This is a genomic window from Lampropedia puyangensis (genome assembly GCF_004833285.1).
Lineage (GTDB): Bacteria > Pseudomonadota > Gammaproteobacteria > Burkholderiales > Burkholderiaceae_C > Lampropedia > Lampropedia puyangensis.
Genome location: NZ_STFG01000003.1, coordinates 89,449 through 105,582, shown reverse-complemented (window position 1 = coordinate 105,582; position 16,134 = coordinate 89,449). Strand labels below are relative to the sequence as shown.

12 protein-coding genes and 1 pseudogene are annotated in these 16,134 nt (G+C 52.8%); 7 read left to right on the top strand and 6 right to left on the bottom strand.

What is annotated here, in order from left to right:
- Positions 1-54: 54 nt before the first annotated feature.
- Positions 55-459, bottom strand: coding sequence for a nuclear transport factor 2 family protein (locus E9531_RS04750; RefSeq protein ID WP_136572602.1), 405 nt, complete (start codon positions 457-459; stop codon positions 55-57).
- 17 nt (positions 460-476) lie between these two features.
- Positions 477-1,379, bottom strand: coding sequence for an MBL fold metallo-hydrolase (locus tag E9531_RS04745; RefSeq protein WP_136572601.1), 903 nt, complete (start codon positions 1,377-1,379; stop codon positions 477-479).
- 407 nt (positions 1,380-1,786) lie between these two features.
- Between E9531_RS04745 and E9531_RS04740 the strand changes: the two genes are divergently transcribed.
- The 6 genes from E9531_RS04740 to purF all read left to right on the top strand — a co-directional run bounded on the left by E9531_RS04740 (position 1,787) and on the right by purF (position 10,334).
- The gene (locus E9531_RS04740; RefSeq protein ID WP_136572600.1) at positions 1,787-2,095 is read left to right on the top strand and encodes a hypothetical protein; all 309 of its coding nucleotides are present in this window, start codon (positions 1,787-1,789) and stop codon (positions 2,093-2,095) included.
- Between the two features lie 200 nt (positions 2,096-2,295).
- The gene (locus E9531_RS04735; RefSeq protein WP_136572599.1) at positions 2,296-5,277 is read left to right on the top strand and encodes an aconitate hydratase; all 2,982 of its coding nucleotides are present in this window, start codon (positions 2,296-2,298) and stop codon (positions 5,275-5,277) included.
- Positions 5,278-5,607: 330 nt separating this feature from the next.
- Positions 5,608-6,933 carry a bifunctional tetrahydrofolate synthase/dihydrofolate synthase gene (gene folC, locus E9531_RS04730; RefSeq protein WP_244609985.1) on the top strand — a complete coding sequence of 442 codons (1,326 nt, stop codon included), beginning with the start codon at positions 5,608-5,610 and terminating at the stop codon, positions 6,931-6,933.
- A 78-nt stretch (positions 6,934-7,011) separates the two neighbouring features.
- Positions 7,012-8,046 (top strand): SPOR domain-containing protein, encoded by a 1,035-nt coding sequence (locus E9531_RS04725; protein ID WP_136572597.1) that lies wholly within the window; start codon positions 7,012-7,014, stop codon positions 8,044-8,046.
- 75 nt (positions 8,047-8,121) lie between these two features.
- Positions 8,122-8,670 carry a CvpA family protein gene (locus tag E9531_RS04720; RefSeq protein ID WP_136572596.1) on the top strand — a complete coding sequence of 183 codons (549 nt, stop codon included), beginning with the start codon at positions 8,122-8,124 and terminating at the stop codon, positions 8,668-8,670.
- Between the two features lie 167 nt (positions 8,671-8,837).
- Positions 8,838-10,334 (top strand): amidophosphoribosyltransferase, encoded by a 1,497-nt coding sequence (gene purF, locus E9531_RS04715; protein ID WP_136572595.1) that lies wholly within the window; start codon positions 8,838-8,840, stop codon positions 10,332-10,334.
- Positions 10,335-10,598: 264 nt separating this feature from the next.
- On the opposite strand, the pseudogene accD reads toward purF, so the two are convergent.
- The 4 genes and pseudogenes from accD to E9531_RS04695 all read right to left on the bottom strand — a co-directional run.
- Positions 10,599-11,459 (bottom strand): annotated as a pseudogene (gene accD, locus E9531_RS04710) (acetyl-CoA carboxylase, carboxyltransferase subunit beta); the annotation flags it as partial.
- Between the two features lie 145 nt (positions 11,460-11,604).
- Entirely contained in the window at positions 11,605-11,799 is a 195-nt protein-coding gene (locus E9531_RS04705; RefSeq protein ID WP_136572593.1) for a DNA gyrase inhibitor YacG, read from the bottom strand.
- Positions 11,800-11,848: 49 nt separating this feature from the next.
- On the bottom strand, positions 11,849-12,607 hold the full coding sequence (gene zapD / locus E9531_RS04700) for a cell division protein ZapD (protein ID WP_136572592.1): 759 nt from the start codon (positions 12,605-12,607) through the stop codon (positions 11,849-11,851).
- Positions 12,608-12,889: 282 nt separating this feature from the next.
- A complete protein-coding gene (locus tag E9531_RS04695; protein WP_136572591.1) occupies positions 12,890-13,702 on the bottom strand; it encodes a PP2C family protein-serine/threonine phosphatase in 813 nt (270 codons plus the stop codon).
- A gap of 284 nt (positions 13,703-13,986) precedes the next feature.
- On the opposite strand from E9531_RS04695, the gene yoaA reads away from it, so the two are divergent.
- The gene (gene yoaA, locus E9531_RS04690; protein WP_244609984.1) at positions 13,987-16,113 is read left to right on the top strand and encodes a DNA repair helicase YoaA; all 2,127 of its coding nucleotides are present in this window, start codon (positions 13,987-13,989) and stop codon (positions 16,111-16,113) included.
- Positions 16,114-16,134: the final 21 nt, after the last annotated feature.

The window sequence follows — 16,134 nt, the reverse complement described above, 5'->3', positions numbered from 1 at the left end:
CATGCGTAGCAGCGCGTATGACAGGAATTCATACGGGCTGCTCGATGAGACAGTTTACTGGGCTGTCAGGGCTTGTTGCACCATATGGCTGTCAACGTATTGCTCCATGCTGAGGATTTTCCCATCTTTGAGATGGTAGAGATGGGCAAAAGTAGCAGACATGTGTTTACCTGTCTTGCGGTAAGTGCCTGAATAAACGCCAAAAGCAGCGACACGATCACCGTCGGCCAAATAGGTGTGGACTTTGGCGTTGTAACCATCCCATTCAGTGCCAAGGCGCTGAAATACGCCTGCCACTATCTGTTCTGGTCCAACATATGTGCCGGCATAAGGGAAGCCTGCTGCCTCGGTCCAACGCGCCTCAGGCGCTAAAACGGCAAGCAAGTTTTTGCCGTTTTCTTCAGAGGTTCCTTCATAAGTGGCTTGAATGATGGCAAGGTTGCTGGGGGTGTTTGTCATGTCGCTCTCCTTGAGGGTCAACCCCATTGCATTTCGCCTTTTGCCACTTTGGCTCCAATTTGTAATGCCGGCGCCAAGCCTGCGTTGGGGTAACGCTTGTTCATGGCTGCGATCAGGGCATCTGCGTTCGGCGCTTTTTGCAGCTCTTCTTCAAAGGCCAGGAGATAGTCGCGGGTGTATCGAATGGCAGAGATGTCTAGTGAGCCGTCCAATTGAGTGTGGCCTGGTACGACCACCGAGGGATTGCGCGCTGCAATTGCTTCCAGATTTTTAATCCAGCCCGCGCGTGACGCAGGCGTTGGTGTATCGGCAGTCCAGACATGCAAGCCCGAGAAAATGAGTACACCACCAAACACGGCGTTGAGTGAGGGAACCCACAGATAACGGCGGTTGGCCAAGCCTTGCGCTTGTACGATCTCGATGGCATGGCCTTCCAATTGCAGCGCTGGGCCATCAAATGTTTCTGGGAAAACAATGTCTTGCAGTTGCTGTGGGCCATTGTCTTTGAGCTGTGGTGCCCATGTATCAATTTTTTTCTGTACGTTGGCTCGGATGGCCTTGATCGTGTCAGAGGCTGCAATCACCTTGGCTTGTGGGAATGCAGCATGGATTGGGCCCAGGCTGAAGTAGTAATCTGGGTCGCTTTGGCTGATGTAGATGGTTGTGAGTGTTTTTCCTGACGCTTTGATTGCATTAGCTACGGCAAGTCCATCGGAGAGAGAGAAGCCTCCGTCAATCAAAATGGCCTCTTGACTGCCAGAGAGCAAAACAGGGGCGCGAAAGAAGCCCTTTTCTCCCGCTGGAAAATGTGTCCATTGCAGTGCGGTGGTTGCTGTGGCTGGAACAGCGCTGCAGCCTGCCAAAGTAGTGGCGGCGCTGGCTGCAACGGCGGTTTGTACAAAATGTCGGCGAGTCATCATATGAATTCTCCTGAAGGATTTAAAGCAAAGAAATAAGCTGGCAAAACGTCTATGCAAAACACTTTTGTCACATGCTGGAAATCCATCAGGTGATTGCGTTTCTGTGCATGCTCAGAATGATAAGAATGCTTTATTGAGAGATAAATACATATGTAGTTGATGAATTGTTTGCTTATTAAATACTATTGAGTGCCTACATGCCGTGCATGCACGTGCTGGCGTGGTGTCAATCCTGTTAAGAAAGCAATTTAAAAGAACACCTCCTAAGATGCTTAGGGTTGGATGTTGCGTCTTACACTGCCGAGCCATGCAATGCCTTGGCCTTCTTTGGCGATAGGGGCGGATAACCCAAGGTGAATTTTTTGTGGGGCAGAGGCCAATGCACACAACACAAGATAGAAAACACAATGCCTAAAAAAATCTCTTTTGCCGGTTCTTCTTCATGGCGTTCGATGCTGTGTGCTCTTGGGATTGTGGTGCTGGCTGCTACTGCTGGCTTGGTGGCTGTTTTGTCGGTGGTCTTTCCTTTTGGTGCAATGCTGATCGGTTATTTTTTACCGCAATGGGTATTTATTAGCCCTTTTTGGGGATCTTTATCTTTTGGCATGAGTTTGCTGGTCATTGTCTCTGGCGCTGCGTTGGCTGCGCTGTTGATACGCATGGCATTGCTGTTGAGCAAACAAGCTGCATTTCAGGCTTTGGTGCGCCGGCGTTGACAGGTTGGTGTGTTGATGCCGCATGCGCTCACCGAGGGTGGCATGCGTAGTTTTGGTTGTTTTCCTTTGTGCGTGCTGGTTTTTGTGGGCGGCAGTAAGATAGATGCATCTGCTTTGATGCGTTGAGATCGCTTGTAGAAGATGGGATGGACGCATGGATGCAGACCCCACTGACTGAACTAGAAGCAAAGGACGCAGAGATGACCACATCCACTCGCCAGTCTCCACGCAAAAGTGCTTTGGCCAGCGCTGCCACTAAAACTCCACGCAAAGCAGCCAAAACAATCAAATCGGCCCCAGCACTGCCTGCCAGTACCAAAAAACGGTTCCGAACAGCTTCAGGCGTATCTGGCACTTACTATTCTTTGCCAGAGTTGGCCAAGACCTATCCGAATATCGAGCGTTTGCCGGTATCGATTCGCATCGTTCTTGAATCCGTGCTGCGCAACTACGATGGCCGCCGCATTACTGATGCACATATCAAGCAATTGGCCAATTGGAAGCCCAAAGCGAAACGCACAGAAGAAATCCCTTTCGTGTTGGCGCGTGTCGTGTTGCAGGATTTCACCGGTGTGCCATTGCTGGCTGATTTGGCGGCCATGCGCACTGCTGCGGCAAAGTTGGGAAAATCCCCTGAAAAAATTGAGCCCTTGGTGCCTGTCGATCTGGTAGTAGACCACTCCATCATGGTGGACTATTACGGCACAGAAAAAGCGTTGGATTTGAATATGAAGCTCGAATTCCAGCGCAACCAAGAACGCTACGCCTTTATGAAGTGGGGAATGCAGGCGTTCAATACCTTTGGGGTGGTGCCTCCGGGGTTTGGCATCGTTCACCAAGTGAATCTGGAGTATTTCGCCAGAGGCGTTCACCAAACCAAGGATGGTGTGTACTACCCCGATACCTTGGTGGGAACCGATAGCCACACGACGATGATCAATGGGATTGGTGTGGTTGGTTGGGGCGTTGGTGGTATTGAGGCCGAAGCGGCTATGTTGGGGCAACCCCTGTATTTTCTGACCCCCGATGTGGTTGGCTTTGAATTGACCGGTCGCTTGCGAGAAGGTGTAACAGCTACTGACTTGGTGTTGACGGTGACAGAAATTTTGCGACAACATAAAGTCGTGGGCAAATTCGTGGAGTTTTTTGGCGAGGGAACAGAAAGTTTGGCTGTACCTGACCGCGCCACGATCGGCAATATGGCCCCTGAGTACGGTGCCACTATGGGCTTCTTTCCGGTTGATGACAAGACGCTGGAATACTTTGAAGGCACAGGCCGCAGCCAAGAAGAGATTGACGCTTTTGCTGCGTACTTCAAGGCACAAAAGCTCTTTGGTATTCCCAAGTCTGGAGCGATAGATTATTCGCAAGTTGTGTCGCTGGATTTGGGTCGCGTTACACCTAGTCTTGCTGGCCCCAAACGACCCCAAGACCGCATTGAACTGGGTAACGTCAAAAGCACGTTCATTGACCTGTTCAGCAAACCGGTGGCTGAAAACGGCTTTAACCAAGATGCACAGATGCTGCGCGCGCGTTACTACTCCAGTGATGGCGTGGATGTGCAGGGCAAGCCAAGTATTGGTACACAAGAGAAGCCGGCAACCCTTGGCGCATCCAGAGAAAAGGCGGAAATGGTGGCTAATAAGCCAGCATTTGAAATGGCTGCGCAGCAAAGCAGTCTGCCTAGCCAGCCCGCGCGTGAAGGCGATGTCACACTGGGTAATGGCGATGTGCTGATTGCGGCCATCACCAGTTGCACGAATACCTCCAACCCAAGCGTGTTGCTGGCTGCAGGCCTGTTGGCCAAAAAGGCAGTGAAAAAAGGGTTGACCGTGCAGCCGCATATCAAGACATCGCTGGCGCCAGGCTCTCGTATTGTGACTGAATACCTAGAGAAAACAGGTTTGCTACCGTACTTGGCCAAATTAGGCTTTAATCTGGCAGGTTACGGCTGCACAACTTGCATTGGCAACGCGGGTGATTTGCGGCAAGAGTTCAATGACACAATTGTCAAAGACAACCTGGTGTGTGCTGCTGTGCTGTCGGGTAACCGCAATTTTGAGGCGCGTATTCACCCTAACATCAAAGCCAATTTTTTGGCCAGCCCCCCTTTGGTGGTGGCCTATGCAATTGCTGGAACGGTGCTGAAAGACTTGATGACCGAGCCTGTAGGGACGGATAAAAAGGGCCGTCCCGTGTATTTGGGGGATATCTGGCCCAGCAGCGAAGAGGTCTACCAACTGCTCAAGTACGCCATGAATGCCAAGGTTTTTCGGGCCAATTACAGCAAGATCCGAAAGGATCCGGGCAAGTTGTGGGAAAAAATCAAAGGCAGCAAGGGGGAAACTTACTCATGGCCAGAGAGCACTTATATCGCTGAGCCGCCATTTTTCGAGCAATTCACGCTGGAGCCTGAGGCCAGCAGCGCCACTAGCGAGTTGGGGCCTGTCGTACAGAAAGCGCACATCATGGCGCTGTTTGGCGACTCGATCACCACCGACCACATTTCGCCTGCAGGCTCTATCAAAGAGAGTTCACCCGCAGGGATTTGGCTCAAAGCCCATGGCGTGATGAAACAAGATTTCAACAGCTATGGCTCACGTCGTGGCAACCATGAAGTGATGATGCGAGGCACTTTTGCCAATGTACGCATCAAGAACTTGATGATTCCTGCCGCGGCTGATGGCTCGCGGGAAGAGGGTGGGGTGACCCTGTACCAAGGCGAAGGGGCCCAACAAGGTGCCAAACTGCCGATTTATGACGCAGCCATGCAATACATCGCAGCAGGTAAATCGACCGTGATTTTTGCCGGTGAGGAATACGGTACCGGATCAAGCCGCGACTGGGCGGCCAAAGGTACCCAGCTTTTGGGCATTAAAGCAGTCGTTGCACGCAGTTTTGAACGCATTCACCGCTCCAACTTGGTGGGTATGGGCGTGTTGCCGTTGCAATTCAAAGGCGATGAGTCGTGGCAGACATTGTTGCTCGATGGTTCTGAACAGGTGGATATTGTTGTGCATCCAGAACTCAAGCCGCAAAGCGACGCGGTGCTGACCATTACAAGAAAAAATGGGCAGACACTGCAGTGCACCGTCACCCTGCGTATTGATACGCCCATTGAGGTGGATTACTACCGAGCTGGCGGCATCTTGCCGTATGTCCTGCGTCAACTTCTTGCGTAAGTTGTTGGCGGGAAAGGTTCGGCAACAACATGCGGCTGTACGGGATGGCTCGCTCCATTCCGTACAGAAAAATTTGATCTGACTTTTTCAACGCTTTTAGACAAGCGCAGGGCAAGCAGTGGTCGTTGTCGGTTTCTTTTGGGATTTTTGCGTTCTTGGGCTTTATTTCTATTTGTGTAGGATTCGGTTCATTCTTTTGCGCACCAATGCATACGCGCTCAAACGGGCCGCTGCGGGGCTTTGCTGCTTGGGAGACAATAGCGCCTGTTCTCTGATCTACAGCTTGATATGTCTGAAACTCTTTGCCAAGCCCCAGCACATGGAGCCCCCTTGAATGAATGGCTTGCTTACTGCGAGCAAATTCACCCTAAAACGATAGAGTTAGGCTTGGAGCGAGTTGCTTTGGTGGCGCAGGCTTTGCAATTGCGCTTCGATTGTCCCGTCATCACTGTGGCAGGAACCAACGGAAAAGGCTCTACATGCGCCATGCTGGAGGCGATTGCACTGCAAAGCGGCTACAGAACAGGTGTGTATACCTCGCCGCATCTGGTTAGCTTTGAAGAGCGCTGCCGCATTGGCGGCGAAATCGTGTTTGCGCAAGATCTGGTGCCGCACTTTGAAGCAGTCGAACAGGCCCGCTTTTCAGCGGGGACTCAAGGCAAACCAGTTTCATTAAGCTATTTTGAATTCACTACCTTGGCCATTGCGCGCATCATGAGCCAAAGCAAGCTTGATGTGGCGATTTTGGAGGTGGGCTTGGGCGGACGGTTGGATGCGACCAATATTTTTGATGCTGATTGCGCGATCATTACCAGCATCGATATTGACCACACCGAATTTCTGGGGCCAGACCGTGAAACCATTGGGCGCGAAAAAGCGGGCATCATGCGTTCAGGTAAGCCCGTCGTGGTTTCTGATCCGATGCCACCTCAATCGGTGGTGCTGCATGCAGAGCAAATTGGGGCTGATTTGTGGCAGGCTGGTCGCGACTTCAACTATTCAGGTGATCGCCAGCAGTGGAACTGGGCAGGGCGCGGCAAACGTTTTCATGGCTTGGCCTATCCTGCATTGCGAGGTGCTAACCAACTGATCAATGCGGCAGGGGTTCTAGCTGCATTCCAAGCATTGCGGCAAGTACTGCCTGTTACGGCCCAAGCCATCCGACAGGGTTTTTCTTTGGTGGATGTTCCCGGGCGCTTTCAAATTGTGCCGGGGCAACCCAGTCTGGTGCTGGATGTAGCACACAATCCGCATTCGGTGGCTGCGCTGGCTGTTAATTTGGACGCCATGGGTTTTTTCCCTGTAACGCATGCTGTCTTTGGCGCCATGCATGACAAGGATCTGGCCGCTGTGATGCAGCGCATTGGTCCTTTGGTGGATCGATGGTACTTTACTGATTTGCCATTGCCACGAGCTGAAAAAGCATCAGACTTGGTTAAACGTTGGCAAGCCTTGCAAATGGTTGGGCAGCGCCCACGGGAGGTACCGGCTCAGGCTTTTGCTACGCCCAGTCAAGCATTGAAGGCGGCAGTTAAGGCGGCAGACCCTGCTGATAGAATTGTGGTCTTTGGCTCGTTTTATACGGTCGGTGGTGTGTTGAGCGAAGGGGTTCCTCGGTTGGACTCTCCCCATTGGCGGAACCAAAGCAGTGAATGAATGCCCTAAGGCTTCATGGCACAAGGCCCTAGCCTCTGGGCCACGTACTTGACTTGTTAGAAAGCATTTCGAACTGATATGGCATTGTTTGAACCTCGCAAGGCGGAGAAAGCTGAACAGGACGGCGGTAAGCGCGCGCGTCCTACTCGCCGTGCTGTTGATTCTGTTGATGATATGCGTCGCAGAGCGCGGCACCGCTTGATTGGCGCCTGTCTTTTGGTGCTTGCCGCTATTGTGGTATTTCCTATGCTCTTTGATACTGAGCCGAGGCCGTTGCCGGTCAATGCCCAAGTCAGTGTGGCAGGCAGAGATACGTCCCCGCCATTGAATGCTCCAGCACAAGTAGCGATGAACAGCCATGGGTTGTCAGATGGTGAAGAAGTGGTTGATACCCCTGCGGTGACGACGCCACAAACAACGCCTGCGGCAACCCAGAGCAGGACTACTGCCGTGCCTGCTGCCACTGCGACTGCCAACAGAGAGCCCTCTGCTGCAGCGCGACCAACACAAGAGGTTGCCAGCTTGGCTTCTCAGCGCGCGCAGGAGGCACGCACACAAGCGCAGCGTGCGCAGACTGAGGAGGCTAAGCCGACCGCTAAACCAGCCAATTCGACGACGACCAATGCAGCCACCACCAACAACACTGCTACGGCACAGGTGAAGCCGGCTGTAAAAACTGCGGAAACCAAACCAGTTGAGACCAAGCCTGTAGCAACCACTTCGACAGTGGCTGCCGCGACCACACCAGCTGCTGTGGTGCCTCCGCCTCCGCCAGCCAAACCTGTACCTGCTCGCTCAGCCAGTAGTGATGAGGCTGCTCGCGCAAAGGCATTGCTTGAGGGGCGACCTGTTGAGGCGACAACGGCAGCCAATCGCAGTGATGAGGGGCGCTTTATTGTGCAGATTGGCGCATTCTCTGATGAAGCGAAAGTACGCGAAATTCGGCAAAAGCTTGAAGGTGCTGGGCTGAAAACCTATACGCAGGTCATTCAAACTGGCTCAGGGCGTGCTACGCGTGTACGTGTTGGACCATTTGCCAACCGGGCAGAGGCTGACCGCGCAGCCGAACGGGTCAAGGCAGTAAGCCTGCCTGCTGCAATCATGTCCATGTAATAAGCCTGTCGTGATGCCAGTTTTCCCCCTGTTTTTTGCCTCTTGCACAGAGGTGTGCATGAAAGATGAGTCCCGATGACATTGAACGGGTTCGACTTGGCTTTTCTCATGCTGGCCTTTCTTTCGGTAGCTGTTGGTGCATGGCGTGGCTTTATTTTTGAAAGCATCAGCGTTCTAGGGTGGGTATTAGGGATCGCTGCTGCTATGGCTTTTGGGCCTGCAGTGGGGCAATGGATTCCAATGTCATCCTTGGCTGATGGTGTTCGGCGTGTGTTGGGGATGCTGGCTGTTTTGATTGTGGCGGTTTTTGTCTCATCGATGCTCGCTTCGCTGGGGCGCCAATCTGCAAAAAAACTCGGCATTCGTGCGGCAGACCGTTTGATTGGCGCACTGTTTGGCGTGGTTCGTATTGGCTTAGCAGGTGTGGTGGTGGCCGTGGTCGTGCATGCCCTGCAATGGGTCGCAGAGCCATGGTGGCAAGGTTCTGCCGTTGGGCCTGTACTTGATCGTGCTCGGCTTGAATTGGCCACAATGCTCCCCACTTGGAAGATTCTGCAAGAGCCTGAACCGATCAGTATTCCGCTTGCCCCTGTTTTGGAGTCATTGCCTCGCTCCCAGTCGTGATGGGGATGGACGTTGTGTGTCCGTTGGTCTTTCTTGCTATGAGTGGGCTGAATGGATGCTGGAGCCGTCCTTGTTTTGAATTCTTAAATACTTACATTGAACGTTGCGTGGCCTTTGACGGCTGCTGAGGCGTTCGCTCTATTTTTTGTCCCCAGGAGAAACACGCTATGTGTGGAATTGTCGGAGTCGTTAGTCGCAGTCCGGTCAATCAATTGATTTATGACGCGTTGTTGTTGTTGCAGCATCGCGGCCAAGATGCCACGGGCATTGTGACCCAGTTGGATCGTAAGTTCTTTATGCACAAAGCCAAGGGCATGGTGCGCGATGTGTTTCGCACGCGCAATATGCGCAGCCTGCCAGGCAATACTGGACTGGGCCAGGTGCGCTACCCGACAGCAGGGGATGCCAATAGCGAGGAGGAGGCGCAGCCGTTCTACGTCAATGCCCCATTCGGCATTGTGATGGTGCATAACGGCAACATCACCAATGCCAAGGCACTGCGTAAAGAGTTGTTTGGCACAGACCATCGCCACACCAACACAACCAGCGATTCGGAAGTGTTGCTCAACGTCTTGGCCCATGAGCTTGACCGTGTGACCGTGGGAAGCCAACTGACCCCAGAGACGGTGTTTGCTGCCGTAGCCGCTGTACACAAACGTGTCAGTGGCTCCTATGCAGTGATCGCCATGATTGCTGGCTATGGCATGCTGGCATTTCGTGATCCGTACGGTATTCGTCCGCTTTGTTTAAGTAAAAACTCGGATGATGGTTCCTACATGCTGGCTAGTGAATCTGTTGCGTTGGAAGGAACTGGATTCACGCTTGACCGCGACATCAAACCTGGTGAGGCCGTCTTCATCAATCTGGATGGGCAGGTCGCTAGTGCGATGTGTGTACCAGAAGGCCAAGCCAAGCATAGTCCATGTATCTTTGAATTCATCTATCTGGCCCGTCCAGACTCAGTTTTGGATGGTATCTCGGTCTATACCGCACGCTTGAATTTGGGAGAGACGCTGGCTAAACGGGTGCTTTCAGTGGTGCCTCCCAATGACATTGATGTGGTGATTCCGATTCCTGAATCCAGCCGCCCAAGCGCCATGCAACTGGCGCAATTGATTGGAAAACCCTACCGTGAAGGTTTCGTTAAAAACCGCTATGTGGGCCGCACGTTCATCATGCCTGGTCAAGGGGTACGCAAGAAATCCGTGCGCCAAAAGCTCAATGCCATTGCCAGTGAGTTCAAGGGGCGAAATGTATTGTTGGTGGATGATTCCATCGTGCGTGGCACAACCTCCAAAGAGATTGTTCAAATGGCGCGAGAAGTGGGCGCGAACAAGGTGTATTTAGCCAGCGCGGCGCCTCCTGTGCGTTACCCCAATGTGTATGGCATTGATATGCCAACTAAAGAAGAGTTGGTGGCGCATGACCGGGATGTGGAGCAAATCCGCCAATTGATTGGATGCGATGCATTGATTTACCAGGACGTTGATGCGATGAAACATGCCGTCGGATCGCTGAACCCTGCGCTGAAAGGATTTGACGCATCCTGTTTTGATGGTGTTTACGTCACAGGTGATGTGACGGCAGATTCGATCAGCCAACTCAATGAGGGGAGAAATCCCGTTTCAAAAGAAGATGCTGATGCTGACGGCACACTGGTTTGACTTGGTAGAGTACTGATGTTGTAATCCACAAAAAAACGCGCCTTCACAAGGCGCGTTTTTTTGTGGGCGATCAGTGTTGATCAGTACTAGTGCGTGCGCGCTTATACGCACGCTAAAGTATTACTCTGTTGCGTTGCGTGACGCGGGTTCGGCACTCTCTGCAGAGGCTTTCGAGGTGGTTTTGCTGTTGGCGCGCTCTTTTTTCTCTGCATCTGTAGTTTGTGAGCGAGGAGTCAAGGTGGCTATGCTCTCTGTGTGAGCCAGTGCCTTTTGGTGCGTCAAAATGGCCAAGTTCTGTGCAATTGTGCTGCGAAGGTTGCGACGATCAACAATCATGTCAATCGCACCTTTCTCTAACAGGAATTCGGCCCTCTGGAAGCCTTCTGGCAATTTCACGCGCACTGTGGATTCAATCACGCGAGGCCCAGCAAACCCGATCAATGCTTTCGGCTCAGCAATGACCAAATCCCCCATGAATGCAAAACTGGCACTTACCCCACCCATGGTGGGGTCCGTCAATACACTGATAAAAGGCAAGCGCTGCGCTGCGAATTGAGTCAGTACGGCATTGGTTTTGGCCATTTGCATGAGTGAGAGCAAGCCTTCTTGCATGCGCGCGCCACCGGTGGCTGTAAAACATATGAAGGGGACTTTTTTGTGCAGAGCGGCTTGGACTGCGCGTACAAAACGCTCGCCCACCACACTGCCCATACTACCGCCCATGAAGTCGAATTCAAAACATGCAACCACTACGGGCAATCCATGCAATTGGCCGCCCATGGCAATCAACGCATCGGTTTCGTTGGTGGATTTCCCCGCTTCTTTTAGGCGCTCAGGGTATTTACGGCTGTCTTTGAATTTCAGTGCGTCAACAGGCGTGACCTCTTGGCCGATCTCGTAACGGCCTTCAGGATCAAGAAATGCATTGAGACGCATGCGTGAACCAATGCGTTGGTGTGCGCCGCAATGTGGGCATACGTTTTGGTTTTTCTCAAGGTCAGCGCGGTAGAGCACGGTCTCACATACTGGGCATTTTGACCACAATCCTTCAGGAATCTGGTGGCGCGCAGTAGATTCGGCACTGCGAATCAGTCGGGATGGGATGATTTTGTCAAGCCAGGACATGCGTCAATCTATGGAGTTGTGCGGCAGGAATGACTGCTGCGAAATCGGAATGAAAGGCAAAAGCCGGTCAACGATTGTAGTCAATTTCGTTTGTGTCAGGCTTTTGCGCCAGTTTGGTATACACCAGAGCTCCGTTTTGCGATGGCTACACAAGCTCACTGCCATCGTCAGGGATTGGGGGTGCTGCTTGAATGCGGAACTCTTCGCTGGCCCATGCTCCCATATCAATCATTTTGCAGCGCTCGCTGCAAAACGGGCGCCAACGGTTCGATGGAGCGAACAGGCAGGGGGTGCCGCATTGGGGGCAGGCCACTGTTGGGGGGCTGGAAGGTTCAACCATGAAACCGGAGCTTGATGCTGTCTATAAATATTGTATTAGAGCGCTATGGTTACAAACCACAGATGGCGACTTCTAAGGACAGGTCTTTCTGCGTGGGGGAGGGTTTGCCTTCTAAGTTCGGCTCCATCATGCGAACGGAGACAAGCAACCGGTTGGCACTGATTTCTGGCGTGACGTCATCCCGCGGATCGACCCATAAACGCAGCAATTGAAAGCCGCGGGTAGCAGGTAGGTTTTGTTGGAACTGCCCGCGTGAGACGGCGACCCGATGGGCAGTGCCAGTGTCTCGGATGAGTTTGAGTAGCAAGAAGACGGTATCGGCAACAGGCGTGAGGCTATTGGCCCAAGTTTCCAGATCGCGCAACCTTGTCGCAGAAGGACGATGCTTCCAATGGTGGAACAAGGGCAGGTCAAAGTTGCAGATTCCGCCAGGAATGCCCATTCGGCTCCGAATGGTGTTGAGCCATTCGTTTTCAGCAATCAACTGACCTGGTTTGCCCGCCATGGTATTGAGGTTTTTCACGCAGTAATCAATGCGGCTGAAGATACGATCAAGAACGCCGTGGTCGATGTCTGGGTAGTCCTTGTAAATTTGCATGGCCGCACGCTGGCGCTCCAGATCTTTGAGCATGTCCGTTTTGAGGTCGGTCCTGCTGGCTACTTCAACCGCTTCAAAGATCGTCTGTAGGGCGTATTGGTGGTCGGTGACGTCGGAGCGGCTGAGCAGCTCCTGCAGACGCAAGAGCAAGTGTTCCAGACGCAAATAGGTCCGGATGCGCTCATTGAAAGGATATTCGTAAAGTATCACTGCTGCTGCGATCCTGCTGATGCCATGAAGGAAGTATCCATCCTCTCACCACTAATTGGGATGATGCTTGTGTGCTCAATTTAGTGAGTGAGCCAACAAAACCTGGGGGTGAGGTGAGGAACACTTGATGTGTGTTTTTCAACCTATTGATTTTTATTAAATTAATCAAAGGATGGAAAAGAGTTTTTAGATTTTAATACGCAACAATAGCAAGATGAAAGTTTCATCTCGTTCCGAGCATCTCAAGACGTTATCGCAAGTACGATGCGCTGCTTGAAAAGACTAAACGGTGAGGCCAGGATTGGCTGCTGTGTTATGGGGGGCTGCTGGCTCTTGCTGCATCAACGGTTCCAATTTGAAAATCACGATAGACAAATTGTCGCCTGTGCCGTTGGCCCTCTCTCGTGCTTTATTGACTAAAAACATAGAGGCTTCTTTGGCATTGAGCATTTGAATGGTTTGGCCCAATTCGGCTGGTGTGAAGTACGCCCAGAGCCCATCGCTGCAGGCGATAAAGGCATCACCTGCTTCAATCTTCATGATGGAGTGGATGGAGGCCGGAGGATCGACTTCGCTGCCAAGGCAGCCCATCAGCATATTGGAGTTGGGGTGCCCAATGGCTTCTTCCTCAGAAATTTCTCCGTTGTCAATCAACGACTGGACATAGGAGTGGTCCTTGGTGCGAAAGACCAATCGCCCCCACTGGTAGTGGTAGATGCGCGAATCGCCTGCATGCACCCAGTGGCACTGGCCTTGGGGGGTAATTAAAAACGCTGCGATGGTGCTGTGTGGTTCTTGCTCTGCGGAAATGGCTGTGAGTCGAATGACCAAGTGTGACTCTTTGATGATCCCTTGAAGAAACTGTTTAGGATCGTCTGTTTGCGGGTCAAAACGCTCCAACAACTGTTTGGCTGAAAGCAGCACCTGATCTGCAGCTTTACGTCCGCCACTTCGCCCGCCCATGCCATCGGCCACCACGGCCAGCACGCACTCTTTGTTTCTGGGATGCTGGAAAATAGCGACTTGATCTTGTTGGTATTGTCGGTCGCCCTTGTGAAGTCCTGTGGCGGCAGTGAGGCGGTAACTAGAGCTCATGGGCAGCAATCTATGAGAAAGATAATGGACAGCGAAACGGTATGATGGGCGATTATCGCTGTGTTGGCTACTACCGCTTGAACTTTAAGACACCGCTGATTCTTTGCTTTGATAGCGCTATCGAACAAAATTAAACAATTGTAAAAGCATGGCCTTGCATTGCATGGGGTGATGCGGATGCCGTTGAAGGTACTTATTTTCTTAATTCTTTTGCAATTGTTGGCGTGGCATTGCTGATGCTCCCTGCCTGAATTGATTTTTTACCGTGATGACCTTTTTTCCGTATGCAGCTGCGTGATTTGACCGCCTCGACCTTTTCTGAGCATGGTGCATTGGCTGCGTCAAACCCCCACTATCGCCCTCGCGCAGGCCAGATTCAAATGGCAACTGCTGTAGCGCAAACCCTTGAAGAGGGGGGCGCCTTGGTGGTTGAGGCTGGCACCGGGGTTGGGAAAACGTTTGCTTACTTGATTCCGGCTTTGCTCAGTGGTGAGCGCGTATTGGTCTCTACCGCCACAAAGGCGCTACAAGACCAGATTTACTTTCGTGACTTGCCTTTTTTGCGCAAAGCGCTGGGCATTTCGCTGGATGCGGCCTTACTCAAAGGGCGTAGCAGCTATCTGTGTCCTTATCGACTGGAGCTGGCGGAGTCTGAACTCGATGGCGCCAGCACGGCAGAGGTGCGCTGGGTAGGGCAAGTGCGTAAATGGTCTGCTACGACAGTGACCGGCGATATGAGCGAAATGCCAGGCTTTGTCGAGCGCTCACCCCATTTGCCCTTGGTCACATCCACCCGAGAGAACTGTCTTGGTGCGCAGTGCCCTAGTTTTACGCAGTGCTATGTTAACAAAGCCCGAAAAGAAGCCTTGGCGGCAGACTTGGTGGTCATTAACCACCATCTCTTTTTTGCGGATTTGCAGGTGCGAGAAAGTGGGATGGCTGAGTTGCTGCCCAGTGTGCGGGCGGTGGTGGTGGATGAGGCGCACCAATTCAACGAAACCGGCGTGAATTTTTTGGGAGAGCAATGGAGTAATTCTCAAGTGCTCGACTTTGCCAGAGAGGTGCTGCGCACCGGCAATAAATTGGCGCGAGGGTTGGGGGATTGGGCGCAGTTGGTGTTCAAGGTCGATGAGGCCTGTAAGCGCTGGATGCGCTGCCTTGGCGATGGCACCCATACGCGCATCAATTGGGGAGATGCAGCCCCAGAAGGCGCAGATGACAAAGAATGGCAAGAGTCATTGCAAGAACAAGCGCAGGCGTTAGAAGAGTTAGAGCAAGCCTTGCACAAGGTGGCCGCTTCTTCTCCAGAGCTGGCAAGGCTGGAAGAGCGTTGCCATATCCATGGGCAAAAAGCCCAGTTGTTTCAAACCAAGCCCAAAGCAGGGCGTGTGCGCTGGGTAGAGTTGGGCAGCGTCACTATTCGCATGGTAGAAAGCCCACTGGACATAGCCGCTGACATGCGGGCGCATTGGGGGTTAGCATCAACGCTGGAGGGGCAAGCTGAGGCAAGCCCTGCTGCAGCGCACCCGGCCCAGTCCAAGCGCACGACCGATGATGGAGCAAGCCATGCATGGATTTTCACCTCCGCCACCTTGGGGGCAGACCCGCAACTGAGCCATTTCACGCAGGCTTGTGGTTTGGATGGCGCGCAGGTGTTGCAGGTGCCCAGCCCGTTCAATTACACCAAGCAGTCTGTGTTGTATGTGCCTGCCGACATGCCAGATCCGAAAGAGGTTGCGCGCCACGGACAGGCGGTGGCCCTGCTTGCCGCTGAAGGCGCGCGCGCGTTGGGGGGACGAACGCTGGTGTTGACCACCACGCTCAAGGCTTTGCGGCTGATTGGCGATGCTTTGCGTGAGGCCTTGCTGGCGATTGACAGCGTGGAGGTCTTGATTCAGGGCGAGCAATCTAAACAACGACTGATGGAGAAGTTTCGTGCGCCCGAAACGCCGGGGAAAGGTTATGTATTGGTGGCCTCAGCTACGTTCTGGGAGGGGTTTGATGTGCCCGGCGACGCACTGCAATTGGTTGTGATCGATAAGCTGCCCTTTCCGCCGCCGCATGATCCCTTGATTCAGGCGCGCGCGCGCAAGTACGAAGAAGCGGGGCAAAGTTCCTTTGCGCGTTTGTTCGTGCCAGAGGCTGCGATTGCCTTGAAACAAGGCGCTGGTCGTTTGATTCGTACAGAAACGGACAAGGGTATTTTGGTCTTGTGTGATCCCCGTGTGGTGCAAAAAGGCTATGGCAAGCAACTGCTGGCGAATTTACCGCCTATGTCGCGCATGCGCAGTGCGGCTAATTTCAGCGAAGCAGTGGCCCGTTTGGCGGCCAGCAACGCAGCAACAGCAACGCCACGTGCTCAAAAGGCGGTTGCCGCTGTTTCTGGCGATGAGGCTTCCTTGACGGATTAAGGCGGGGTATGGCGCACTGGG